This is a genomic window from Kitasatospora sp. NPDC048540 (genome assembly GCF_040651175.1).
Taxonomy (GTDB): domain Bacteria; phylum Actinomycetota; class Actinomycetes; order Streptomycetales; family Streptomycetaceae; genus Kitasatospora.
In genome coordinates this window covers 1-11860 of record NZ_JBEZIR010000191.1, presented here as the reverse complement: position 1 = coordinate 11860, position 11860 = coordinate 1, and the positions used below count along the sequence as shown (strand labels likewise).

Below are 11860 nucleotides of genomic sequence, written 5' to 3'. Positions count from 1 at the left end.
CGGGACGGGGCCGGGCGGGACGGGGCCGGGCGGGACGGGGCCGGGCGGGACGGGGCCGGGCGGGACGGGGCCGGGCGGCGACTAGGATCGGGGCATCATGAGTGCCACTCTCGTCGTCAAGGATCTCAGCGCCGGCCACGGCGACCGCACCCTGTTCTCCGGGCTGGACCTGGTGGTCGCCCCCGGTGAGGTGATCGGTCTGGTCGGGGTCAACGGTGCCGGCAAGTCCACCCTGCTGCGGCTGCTCGCCGGGCTGGACACCCCGGAGGGCGGTTCGCTGCGGCTCAGCCCGGCGAGCGCCAACGTCGGCCACCTGCCGCAGGAGCCGGAGCGCCGTGAGGGCGAGTCGGTGCGGGCGTTCCTGGCCCGCCGGACCGGTGTCGCCGCCGCCCAGGCCGCGCTGGACGAGGCCACCGAGGGTCTGGTGGAGGGCCGGGCGGGCGCCGACGACGCGTACGCGGAGAGTCTGGACCGCTGGCTGGAGCTGGGCGGTGCCGACCTCGACGAGCGGGCCGAGGAGGTGGCCGCCACCCTCGGGCTCAAGGTCGGCCTCGACCTGCCGATGACCGCGCTGTCCGGCGGCCAGGCCGCCCGGGCGGGCCTGGCCTCGCTGCTGCTGTCGCGCTACGACGTGTTCCTGCTCGACGAGCCGACCAACGACCTCGACCTCGACGGCCTGGAGCGGCTGGAGTCCTTCGTCAGGGGCCTGCGCGCCGGCACCGTGCTGATCAGCCACGACCGCGAGTTCCTGGCCCGCACGGTGACCCGGGTGGTCGAGCTGGACCTGCACCAGCAGCAGGTCAACGTGTACGGCGGCGGCTACGAGGCGTACCTGGAGGAGCGGGACATCGCCCGCCGGCACGCCCGCGAGGAGTACGACGAGTACGCCGACACCAAGGCCTCGCTGGAGGCCCGCGGCCGGATGCAGCGCAACTGGATGGAGCACGGCGTCCGCAACGCCCGCCGCAAGGGCCCGGACAACGACAAGATCGGGCGCGCCCAGCGCCAGGAGTCCACCGAGAAGCAGGCGTCCAAGGCCCGGCAGACCCAGCGCATGATCGAGCGGCTGGAGGTGGTCGAGGAGCCGCGCAAGGAGTGGGAGCTGCGGATGGAGATCGCGGCCGCGCCGCGCTCCGGCTCGGTGGTGGCGACCCTGCGCGGGGCGACGGTGCGGCGCGGGGAGTTCGCGCTCGGGCCGGTGGACCTGCAGATCGACTGGGCGGACCGGGTGGCGATCACCGGGGCCAACGGCGCCGGCAAGTCCACCCTGCTGGCGGCGCTGCTCGGCCGGCTGGAGCTGGACGGCGGCAGCAGTGCGCTGGGTTCGGGCGTGGTGGTCGGCGAGGTGGACCAGGCGCGCGGGCTGTTCCTCGGCGGGGAGCCGCTGCTGGAGGCGTTCGCCGCGGCGGTGCCGGACACCGCGCCGGAGGAGGTCCGCACCCTGCTGGCCAAGTTCGGGCTGAAGGCGGCGCACGTGCTGCGCCCGGCGGCCACCCTGTCGCCCGGCGAGCGGACCAGGGCGGCGCTCGCCCTGCTGCAGGGCCGCGGGGTGAACCTGCTGGTGCTGGACGAGCCGACCAACCACCTCGACCTGCCCGCGATCGAGCAGCTGGAGTCGGCCCTCGCCACGTACACCGGCACGCTGCTGCTGGTGACGCACGACCGGCGGATGCTGGAGACGGTGTCGGTCAACCGGCGGCTCACCGTCGAGGGTGGTCTGGTCCACGAGGCCCGATAGGTCTGGACCCTTCGGGACCCTTCGACCCCTTCCGCCGACGCACCGTCATGTGCTGTGCTGGGCCGCATGGTTGACAGTCCCGTGGTTGACAGTGCTTCGCCGGCGTCGTACCCGACCGTCGAGCTGAGCCCCATGACGGTGCCCGCCCACGAGGCCGGCGACCGCGCCCGTGCCTTCCACGACCTGATGGCCCGGCGCCGGACGGTGCGCGACTACTCGACCCGGCCGATCCCGGACGGGGTGGTGGAGTGGGCGGTCCGGACCGCCGCCACCGCCCCCAGCGGTGCCCATGTGCAGCCCTGGCGGTTCGTGGTGATCACCGACCCGGACCGCAAGCGGCGGCTGCGGGAGGCCGCCGAGGCGGAGGAGCGCGAGTTCTACGGGCACCGGGCCTCCGAGGAGTGGCTGGCCGCGCTGGCGCCGATCGGCACCGACTGGCGCAAGCCGTTCCTCACGGACGCGCCCGCCGTGATCGTGGTCTTCGAGGTGCACAAGGGCCCGGACTCGCCGCGCCCGTACTACACCAAGGAGTCGGTCGGCATCGCCGTCGGCCTGCTGCTGGCCGCCCTGCACCAGGCGGGGCTGGCCACCCTCACCCACACGCCGAGCCCGATGCGCTTCCTCAACGAGGTCTGCGACCGCCCCGCCGAGGAGCGGGCCGCGTACGTCATCCCGGTCGGCTACCCCGCCGACCACGCCCGGGTGCCGGATCTGCACCGCAAGGACCTCGACCAGGTCCTGGTGCGGCTCTGAGCCGCGGGCGCCGGGTCCGGGGCAAAAGCGCTGGTGGGAGCGGATCCGGTGAGGCGATAATCCTGTCATGAGCCGCACAGCCGACACCCCTCCGCGCGACCCCGGGCCGCCGCCGTCCGCCGCCGTCACCGACGGACGCCCGCCCGAGCTGATCGCCCTCGACGGCGTCGTCTCGCTGCGCCGCCGCCGGGAGGCGGACGGGCCCGCCGTGAACGAGGCGGTCCGGGCCAACCTCGCGCACCTGCGGCCCTGGATGCCCTGGGCGCAGGAGCCGCCGAACCTCCAGCACAGCATCGAGATGTGCCGGGCCGGCGAGGAGGTCTGGGACCAGGGCACCGACTTCATGTACCTGGTCGGCCTGGACGCCCGGCCGGGCAGCGTGGTCGGCGCGTTCGGCCTGCACGGCCGGATCGGCCCGGGCGCGCTGGAGATCGGCTACTGGGTGGACGTGGACCACGTGGGGCGCGGCATCGCCACCGCCGCGGCCCGCGCGCTGACCGGGGCCGCCCTCGCGCTGCCGGGCATCGAGCGGGTGGAGATCCACTGCGACGAGTCCAACACCGCCAGCGCGGCCGTCCCGCGCAAGCTCGGCTACCGCCTGGACCGGGTCCGGGACGCCGAGATCACCGCCCCCTCCGAGACCGGCCGCAACCTGGTCTGGATCATGGAACGCTGAGCCGGACCCCGGCCCCGGCGGCGGGCCACGGCGAGGGCCGCCCGGTGCGACCGGGCGGCCCTCCTGCGCGCCGGCGGGCGCCCGCCGGTCAGTAGCGCTCGCCGACCGGTGCCGGGACGGCGTCCAGGGCCGCGAGCTCCTCGGGGCCGAGCACCAGGTCCGCGGCGCCCGCGTTGTCGGTGAGGTACTTCGGCGTCTTGGTGCCCGGGATCGGCAGCACGTACCGTCCCTGCGCGAGCACCCAGGCCAGCGCCACCTGCGCCGGGGTCGCCCCGAGCCGGTCGGCGATCTCCCGCACCGCCGCCACCAGCGCCTGGTTGGCCGCCAGCGCGTCCGCCTGGAAGCGCGGCAGGGTGGCGCGCCAGTCCTCGGCCGGCAGGTCGGCGGCGGAGGCGAAGCGCCCGGCCAGGAAGCCGCGGCCGAGCGGGGAGAACGGCAGGAAGGCGATGCCCTGCGCCTCGGTGTACGGCACCACCTCGGCCAGCGGGTCCCTGGTCCACAGCGACAGCTCGGACTGCACGGAGGCCACCGGGTGCACCGCCTGGGCCCGCCGGATCTCCTCCACGGTGACCTCGGACAGGCCGATCGCCCGCGCCTTGCCGGCGGCGACGGCCTGGGCGAGCGCGCCCCAGGTCTCCTCGATCGGCACCTCGGGATCGACCCGGTGCAGCTGGTAGAGGTCGACGTGGTCGGTGCCGAGGCGGCGCAGGCTCGCGTCGATCGCCTGCCGCACGTGCTCCGGGCGGCCGTTGCGCGCCACCCGCTCGTCGCCGGTGCCCGGCACCAGGCCGACCTTGGTGGCCAGTACCGCCCGCTCCCGGTACGGCCCGGCCAGCGCCCTGCCGACCAACTCCTCGTTGTCGTAGGGCCCGTAGATGTCGGCGGTGTCGATCAGGGTGACCCCGAGGTCGAGCGCGGTGCGGATCACCTCGACCGAGGTGGTGTCGTCCCGCCCGGCGGGGTCGTAGGCCCAGGTCATCCCCATGCAGCCGAGACCGACCACGCCGGTCGCGGGGCCGTTGCTGCCGAGTGTGGTGGTGCGCATCGCCGGTTCTCCTTCGGACGGTCGGACTGACCCGCCCAGCCTGCCGCTTGGAGTGCGCTCCAGGTCAAGCACCGCCCGGGGACGGGCCGTCCGCGTCGGACCGCCCGGCGCGGGCCACCGCCCGGCCGAGGTCGAGGGCCCTGGTCCTGACCCTGGGGGTGAGCCCGCCGTCCGGGAGCCGCACCAGCCCGTGCGAGATCCCTACCAGGTCGCGGTCGAACAGCGCGCGCAGGGTGGACCGGGCGCCGCGCGGGCTCCAGCCGTCGGCCCGGAGGCCGTCCATGACCTGGACCGGACCGCCCGGCGCGGGCGGCCGCTCGAGCGAGAACAGCACCCAGCCCTCGGGGTCCTGCCGGCGGTCCGCGTCGACGATCGTGCGCAGGAAAGCCCGCTGGCGGTCGTTCAGCCCGGCCCGGACCGCGGCCGCGTCCCGGTGCCCCTTCGCCGGCCCACCCATACCGCTCCCCTTCCCGGACGACGGGGGAAACCTAACAGCCCGGCCCGACACCGCCTGCGGGCCCGCCCGGGGCCACCGACCTTAAAGCGGCCGTAAGTCCACCCCCGGATGCTTGACGTGCCCACTTGGTCTAGTCCACTTTTACTCAGGACAGCACGACCAGCCCCGGCACCGCACACCCCCTCCGGGCCCCACCGCGAGGGCAGTTCAGGCTCACCCCACCTGCCGCGCCGCCGGCCCGCGCGCCGCCCCACCGGCCCGCGGGCGCCCTGGCACCGTCCACGAAAGGCACCCCCATGCCCCGTGCCGCAGTCCCCCGCCACGCCGCCCGCCGGCGCTCCCGGCTCGTCCCGCTGCTGTGCGCGGCCGCCCTGGCCGGCGGCGGCACCGCCGTACTGGCGGGCGGCGCCGACGCCGCCGACGCCAACCTGCTCGCCAACCCCGGACTCGAGACCGGCACCCTGGGGGCCTGGAGCTGTACCGCCGGCACCGGATCGGTCGTCACCTCCCCCGTCCACGGCGGCTCCTACGCGCTGCGCGGCGCACCGACCAACAGCGACACCGCGCAGTGCAGCCAGAGCGTCGCCGTGAAGCCCAACACCAAGTACGCGCTGAGCGCCTGGGTCCAGGGCCAGTACGTCTACCTCGGTGCGACCGGCAGCGGGGTCACCGACCCCGCCGTCTGGACCCCCGGCGGCAGCAGCTGGCAGCAGCTCTCCACCGGCTTCACCACCGGCCCCGCCACCACCAGCGTCACCGTCTACCTGCACGGCTGGTACGGGCTGGGCGCCTACCTGGCCGACGACTTGACACTCACCGGCCCCGGCGGGGGCAACCCGAGCCCCAGCCCCACCCCGACGGCCACCCCCACCACCACCCCGACCGCGACGCCCACCGCGACACCGACGGGCACCCCCACCCAGACCACCCCGCCGCCGAACGTCGCGCTGCCGGTGGCGCCGTACGTCGACCTCGGGGCCTGGCCGACGCCGGTGCTGCGGGACATGGCGGCCGCCGGCAACCTCAAGTCCTTCACCCTCGCCTTCGTCACCTCGGTGGGCTGCAAGGCCAGCTGGTTCAACGCCTACGACCCGAAGGCCGGCTGGGGCAAGGACCAGATCGACGCCGTCCGGGCCGCCGGCGGCGACGTGAAGGTCTCCTTCGGCGGCGCCTCCGGCACCGAACTGGCCCAGGCCTGCACCACCGTGGACGCGCTGTTCAACGAGTACGACGCGGTGGTCAACGCGTACGGCCTGAAGTACGTCGACTTCGACATCGAGGGCGCCGCGGTCGTCGACACCGCCGCCAACGACCGCCGCTCCGCCGCGCTGGCCAGGCTGCAGAAGGCCCACCCGGGCCTGAAGGTCTCGCTCACGCTGCCCGTCCTGCCCGAGGGGCTGACGGCCGACGGCGTGGCCGTGGTGCGCTCCGCGCGGGACGCCGGGGTGGCCCTCGACCTGGTCAACGTGATGGCGATGGACTACAACCGCCCGTCCACCGACTACGGCGACGACGCCGTCCAGGCCGCCCAGAGCACCCATGACCAGCTCAAGGCGCTCTACCCCGCGAAGACCGACGCCCAGCTGTGGGCGATGACCGCCGTCACCCCGATGCTCGGCGAGAACGACGACCACGGGGTCTTCAACCAGGGCGACGCCCAGCAGCTGGTCGCCTTCGCCAAGCAGCACCACCTGGGCATGCTCGGCTTCTGGGAGATGACCCGGGACGCCGCCGCCTGCACCGGCCCGCTCTACAAGTGCACCAACATCAGCCAGTCGCCCTACGAGTTCTCGAAGATCTTCGCCGGCTATACCGGCTGACGGATCGCCGCCGACGGACCCCGCCCGGTGGATCCCCACGCTCCACCGGGCGGCCCGGCGCCCGACCCGGGCGGGCCGCCGGTCAGCCCACGGCCCCGGCGGGCGCGTAGTGCCGCAGGTAGGCACGCATCTCCGGGGCCAGCCGGGCCGGGGCACCGCCGTCGGCCAGGTTGAGCAGGTGCCACAGCCGGTTCTCGATCCAGAACCGGTGGGCGAACTGTTCGAACGACGGCGCGCACCAGCTGATCGCGGCCCGCAGCCCGGCCGGGTCGCCGAGGCCGCGGCCGGGCCCCTCCGTGCTCTCCCGGGCCTCGTACGCGTACTGGAAGTCGATGGGCGAGTGCACCACGAAGGTCTCGCCGGACGGCCGGAGGTAGAGGTACCAGATCACGCAGTCCTGCTGGTCCCGCAGGAAGCGGACCAGGAAGGCGCCCGGCTCGACCGGGCTGGGCAGCGGCTTCGACAGGTCGCTCCAGCAGCACGTCACCGAGACCTCGTCGAGCACCCGGTGGCTCCACTCGCCGGCCGCGAACGCCCGGAAGTCCGCGGGCAGTTCCAGCCCGACGGCGGCGAGCTCCGCCGCCACCGCGTCGAGCTCCGCGACCCGCTCCGGGACGGGGCTGCCGACCCCGCCGAGCCAGTCGAAGTCGCCCGTGAACAGGCCGGGCTCCAGCGGCGGCAGGCTCTCGTACGGGTAGTACTCGTAGGTCCCGCGGCACGGCCGGTACTCGCCGAGGTCGCAGGCGCACCACCTGGCCTCGAAACCGGCCGTGCCCTGGACCGTGTCAGGCCGTTCACCCAGCACCGTTACCCCCGTGGATCGCGTCGAGCGGAATCGTCGGCGTCAGCATCGCACCGGCCACCGACAGTCCCGCCGCGGGCACCGCCGCCGGCCTAGTCCGCCGCTATCCGGACCGCGAAGCCCGCCAGGGCCGTGCCCATGGCGTAGCGGTGCACCCGCTGCCAGAGCGGGCGGCGGGTGAAGAACTCGGAGACCGAGCCGGCGGTCAGCACGAAGAAGGCGTTGCCCGCCAGGCCGACGACGATCTGGGTCAGGCCCAGCAGCAGGCTCTGGACGGCGACGTGGCCCCGCCGCGGGTCGACGAACTGGGGCAGCAGGGAGACGTACAGGATCGCGATCTTGGGGTTGAGCAGGCAGGTCACCAGGCCCATCAGGAACAGCCTGCGCGGCCGGTCCGGCGCCAGCTCCTTCGCCGCGAAGGCCGAACGCCCCGACGGGCGGACGGCCTTCCAGGCCAGCAGGAGCAGATAGCCGGCGCCCGCGAGCTTGAGGGCCAGGTACAGCTCGGGCACCAGGGCGAAGACCGCGGAGATCCCCGCGGTCGCCGCCAGCAGGTAGGTCAGGAAGCCCAGCGCGACCCCGCCCAGCGAGATCAGCCCGGCCCGGCGGCCCTGGGACACCGAGCGGGACACCAGGTAGATCATGTTCGGCCCGGGGGTGAGGACCATGCCGGTCGCCACCACCGCGATACCGGCCACCGCCGCCGGATCCACCATGCCTGCCACCGCTCCTCGGTCATTCGTCCACGCAACGCCACCGGAGGCTAGCACCCTCCCCGCCACCGGCCCGGGGCGCGGCACCGACCCGCGGCCGAGCGCCGGACGGAGCGGGACAAATCCGGTACCGGCCCCGACGGCCGCGGCGCTAGCATCCGTTCAGCCGTCCGGGAGGAGCGCAGGGGGACACGATCCGGCCCCCGGGCGGCCTTCATGGGCCCGTCGGCCGCCGCCCGCCGGTACGCCGCCCTAACGGGCGGGCGACCGGTCCCGGTGCGGCGCCGCGGCCCGTCCGACGCAAGGAGGGGCAGTGCAGCAGGACACCGCAGTGGACGACGCCGAGTTCGACGCCTACGCGAGGACGGTGGGCCGGCTCGGCCGGCTGCCCGCCGACCACCCGGTGCGGCTGCGCGCGGAACGGATGGCCCGCACCCTGGTCCGGGACGGCCGCCGCAGCCGGCGCCAGGCCGAGCGGGACGTCCGGCGGCTGGCCGACGCGCGGCTGCTCGCGGCCACCGCGACCGGCGCCGCCGACCGCCGGGAGGACGCCCCGCTGGTGCCGCCGGCCCGCCGCGCGCCGGCCGGCGAGCTGACCGCGCCGCGCCGCTGCTACGTCTGCAAGGGGCACTACCGCCAGGTCGACGGCTTCTACCACATGCTCTGCCCCGGCTGCGCGGCCGACAACACCGCCCGCCGCGGCCTCACCACCGACCTGCGGGGCCGCCGGGCGCTGCTCACCGGCGGCCGGGTCAAGATCGGCTTCCAGCTGGCGCTGATGATGCTCCGGGACGGCGCCGAACTGACCGTCACCAGCCGTTTCCCGCACGACACCGTGCGCCGGTTCCGGGCCGCCGAGGGCAGCGAGCAGTGGCTGGAGCGGCTCACCGTGGTCGGCATCGACCTGCGGGACCCGCGCCAGGTGCTCGGCCTGTGCGAGCGGCTGCGCGCCGACGGGCGGCCGCTGGACATCCTGGTCAACAACGCCGCGCAGACCCTGCGCCGCCCGCCCGAGTCGTACGCGCTGCTGGCCGCCGGCGAGCAGGGGGCGCTGCCGCCCGGCGCCGCGGTCGTCCACGCGCCGGGGTTCCGCCCGATGCCCGCGCTGGCGGCCGCCTGGCCGGTGACCGGGCTGGCGCCCGCGCTGCCGTCCGGCGAGGTGCTGGAGCTGGCCGACGAGGCCGGGCTGCTGCCCGACACGGCGGCCGGCAACTCGTGGTCCGCGCGGCTCGGCGGGCTCGACCCGGCCGAGGTGCTGGAGACCCAGCTGGTCAACGCGCTCGCCCCGGCGCTGCTGTGCGACCGGCTGCTGCCGCTGCTGCTCGCCTCGCCGCACACCGCCCGCTACATCGTCAACGTGACGGCGGTGGAGGGCCGGTTCGCGGTGCGCAACAAGACGCCCGGGCATCCGCACACCAACATGGCGAAGGCCGCCCTGAACATGCTCACCCGCACCAGCGCGGCCGAACTCGCCGCGCGGGGTGTGCACATGTGCGCCGTCGACACCGGCTGGATCACCGACGAGAACCCGGCGCCGAAGAAGTCCCGGATCGCCGCCGCGGGGTTCCGCACCCCGCTGGACATCGTCGACGGCGCGGCCCGGGTCTACGACCCCATCGTCCGCGGCGAGGCGGGCGCCCCGGTGTCGGGCGTCTTCCTCAAGGACTACCGGGAAGCGGCCTGGTAACGGCGGTTCACCGGAACGGGGCGGGCGTCGCGGAGACCTTTTCCACCGTCGCCCGGCCACCGGAGGATTACGATCGGTCAATGACGGACACAACCGACAGAGCAGGGGAACTCGCGGACCTCGCGGCCCGGTTCCCGAACCTGCACGCGCCGCAGCGCTGGGCGTGGGGCGGGATCGACGCCCAGTTCTCCGCGGAACTGCCACCCGACCGGCTGATCACCAACATCCATCTGGTGGGCTTCGCCGACGGCGGTGTGGTGCTGTGCCGGGATGTCCGGGGTCACTGGTTCCTGCCGGGCGGCACCCGGGAGGCCGCCGAGACCATCGAGTCGTGCCTGGTCCGCGAGTTGCGCGAGGAGGCCGGGGCCCGGCTGACGGGCCCGCCGGTGTGGATCGGCGCGCACCTGGCGGTGACCGACACCCCGGAGCCGTACCGCCCGTGGCAGCCGCATCCGGAGAAGGCCTGGCTGTGGGGCTGGGCCGAGGTCGAGGTGGACTCCGCGCCGACCAACCCGGACGACGGCGAGCAGGTGGTCGAGGTCCGCGCCGTACCGCCCGCCGAGGCCGCCCGGCTGCTGGTGCGCGGCCGGGAGGCCTGGTGGGGCGAGCTGGTCGACCTCGCGGTCGAGTCCCGCGGCCGCACCCCCTGACCCGTCCCCGGCCCGGGCCGCACGGCGCCGCGCCCGGCCCGGGTACCGGCGACCAGCCGTCCGGGGGTCAGGCCGGGTAGCGGATCAGGTCGGCGGTGGACAGCTCGAAGGCGAAGGGTTCCGGGATCGGCACCGGGTCGCCGAACGCGCCGCTCCACCGCCGGTGGTAGACGCCCGCGGCCGGGTCGGAGAAGAGCGTGACCGCGCCCTCCCTCGGATCGACCGGCAGGTACAGCGGGATGTCCATCAGCGGGTAGTCACGGACCTTGCCGACCAGGTCGTTCTCCGGGTTCGACGGAGAGACGATCTCCACCGCGATCACCGCCAGCTCTGCTGGGACGTCGTTGCCGCCGCGCTCGACCACCGTAACCGGGATGTACGTCAGATCTGGGTTCCGGAGCTTGCCGACGTTCGGGGACGCCAGATCCGTGTTCTCGCTCGGCATCAGGCCGGCCGGCCGGTGGGCGTCGAACTGCTCCCGGACGAGCAGCAGGTTGCGTTGGTGCACGACGGACGGGCCCGCCGTCATGATGATCTCGTCGCCGGAGACCTCGACCTTCCAGCCGGACGGCGGGTTCAGGCTCCGTGCGTACGCCAGCAACTGGGCGTGACGGGCGGGGATCCGGGGCTCGGCCATGGGCCCATCCTTCCACCCGGGAGGCGTCGGCGGTGTCCGGGCCGACATGAACACCGTTCACTACAATGCGGCCATGAGCTCACCGTCCTCCCCTGCCCGGGGCCGGCCCGCCCGGATCGACCAGGCCCGGACCGTCGCGACCGCGCTCGAGCTGCTGGACGAATCCGGTCTCGACGCCCTCACCATGCGGCGGCTGGCCACCGCCCTGGACGTGCAGGCCGGCGCGCTGTACCGGTACTTCGCCACCAAGCAGGACCTGCTGACCGCGATGGCCGAACGGATGCTGGCCGGGGTCGCCGCCGTGCCGGCGTCCGCGCCGGGCGGCGACTGGGGTGAGCAGCTGACCGGGCTGGCCGGTGCGCTGCGGGGTGCGCTGCTCTCGTACCGCGACGGCGCCCGGGTGTTCGCCGGTACCTACGCGACCGGTGCGAGCGTCCTCGGCTTCGCCGACACGGTGGTGGGGGTGCTGCGCGGGGCGGGGTTCGGCGACGAGGAGGCGGCGCGGGCGCTGCTGGCAGTGGCCAACTTCACGGTCGGCCACACGCTGGAGGAGCAGGCCGCCCGGCAGCCCGCGGACGGGCCCGGCGCGCCCGAGCGGTCCGCGGATCCGGAGCGGCTGCGCCGGGCCGTGGCCGAGGGGGAGTTCGAGCAGTTGGCCGCCGTCCTGCCGACCCTCACCGAATCCGACTTCACCACGCACTTCGCGTTCGGCCTGCACCTGCTGGTGGAGGGCCTGCGCGCGGTGCGCGCCGCCGGCGGCCCGTCCGGAGGCTGAACCGCGGCGGGGCGACCTCGTCCAGGACGGGGTACGGCTGGGCGCCGATCACGTCGACGTGGTGGCCGAGGCGGGCGAGCTCGCGGGAGAGGTGGCGGACGTAGACG

At 74.8% G+C, this 11860-nt stretch carries 12 protein-coding genes; 7 read left to right on the top strand and 5 right to left on the bottom strand.

Annotated elements, in window-relative coordinates; all coding sequences use genetic code 11:
• Positions 1-97: 97 nt before the first annotated feature.
• The 3 genes from AB0D08_RS38515 to AB0D08_RS38505 all read left to right on the top strand — a co-directional run bounded on the left by AB0D08_RS38515 (position 98) and on the right by AB0D08_RS38505 (position 3167).
• Positions 98-1738 carry an ABC-F family ATP-binding cassette domain-containing protein gene (locus AB0D08_RS38515; RefSeq protein WP_033823414.1) on the top strand — a complete coding sequence of 547 codons (1641 nt, stop codon included), beginning with the start codon at positions 98-100 and terminating at the stop codon, positions 1736-1738.
• A 132-nt stretch (positions 1739-1870) separates the two neighbouring features.
• On the top strand, positions 1871-2491 hold the full coding sequence (locus AB0D08_RS38510; protein ID WP_051813716.1) for a nitroreductase family protein: 621 nt from the start codon (positions 1871-1873) through the stop codon (positions 2489-2491).
• Positions 2492-2558: 67 nt separating this feature from the next.
• The gene (locus tag AB0D08_RS38505) at positions 2559-3167 is read left to right on the top strand and encodes a GNAT family N-acetyltransferase (protein WP_051813713.1); all 609 of its coding nucleotides are present in this window, start codon (positions 2559-2561) and stop codon (positions 3165-3167) included.
• 88 nt (positions 3168-3255) lie between these two features.
• On the opposite strand, the gene AB0D08_RS38500 is transcribed toward AB0D08_RS38505, so the two are convergent.
• Together AB0D08_RS38500 and AB0D08_RS38495 are read right to left on the bottom strand one after the other, a co-directional pair.
• On the bottom strand, positions 3256-4212 hold the full coding sequence (locus tag AB0D08_RS38500; protein ID WP_359895010.1) for an aldo/keto reductase: 957 nt from the start codon (positions 4210-4212) through the stop codon (positions 3256-3258).
• 64 nt (positions 4213-4276) lie between these two features.
• Positions 4277-4669: a hypothetical protein gene (locus AB0D08_RS38495; RefSeq protein WP_359895008.1), complete on the bottom strand. Its 393-nt coding sequence runs from the start codon at positions 4667-4669 to the stop codon at positions 4277-4279.
• Positions 4670-4965: 296 nt separating this feature from the next.
• On the opposite strand from AB0D08_RS38495, the gene AB0D08_RS38490 reads away from it, so the two are divergent.
• Complete coding sequence (locus tag AB0D08_RS38490) at positions 4966-6489, top strand: carbohydrate binding domain-containing protein (RefSeq protein WP_359895006.1); 1524 nt, start codon at positions 4966-4968, stop codon at positions 6487-6489.
• Positions 6490-6571: 82 nt separating this feature from the next.
• Here AB0D08_RS38490 and AB0D08_RS38485 read toward each other — a convergent pair whose 3' ends face one another.
• Together AB0D08_RS38485 and AB0D08_RS38480 are read right to left on the bottom strand one after the other, a co-directional pair.
• Positions 6572-7294, bottom strand: coding sequence for a hypothetical protein (locus tag AB0D08_RS38485; protein ID WP_359895004.1), 723 nt, complete (start codon positions 7292-7294; stop codon positions 6572-6574).
• Positions 7295-7383: 89 nt separating this feature from the next.
• A complete protein-coding gene (locus AB0D08_RS38480; RefSeq protein WP_359895002.1) occupies positions 7384-8007 on the bottom strand; it encodes a LysE family translocator in 624 nt (207 codons plus the stop codon).
• Positions 8008-8317: 310 nt separating this feature from the next.
• Between AB0D08_RS38480 and AB0D08_RS38475 the strand changes: the two genes are divergently transcribed.
• Together AB0D08_RS38475 and AB0D08_RS38470 are read left to right on the top strand one after the other, a co-directional pair.
• On the top strand, positions 8318-9691 hold the full coding sequence (locus tag AB0D08_RS38475; RefSeq protein WP_359895000.1) for an SDR family oxidoreductase: 1374 nt from the start codon (positions 8318-8320) through the stop codon (positions 9689-9691).
• 80 nt (positions 9692-9771) lie between these two features.
• Positions 9772-10341, top strand: a complete 570-nt coding sequence (locus tag AB0D08_RS38470) for an NUDIX hydrolase (protein ID WP_051814329.1) — start codon at positions 9772-9774, stop codon at positions 10339-10341.
• A gap of 67 nt (positions 10342-10408) precedes the next feature.
• Here the strand turns inward: AB0D08_RS38470 and AB0D08_RS38465 are convergent, their stop codons facing one another.
• Positions 10409-10978 (bottom strand): Uma2 family endonuclease, encoded by a 570-nt coding sequence (locus tag AB0D08_RS38465; RefSeq protein WP_033825716.1) that lies wholly within the window; start codon positions 10976-10978, stop codon positions 10409-10411.
• A gap of 73 nt (positions 10979-11051) precedes the next feature.
• On the opposite strand from AB0D08_RS38465, the gene AB0D08_RS38460 reads away from it, so the two are divergent.
• Positions 11052-11753: a TetR/AcrR family transcriptional regulator gene (locus AB0D08_RS38460; RefSeq protein ID WP_359894998.1), complete on the top strand. Its 702-nt coding sequence runs from the start codon at positions 11052-11054 to the stop codon at positions 11751-11753.
• Positions 11754-11860 lie beyond the last annotated feature (107 nt).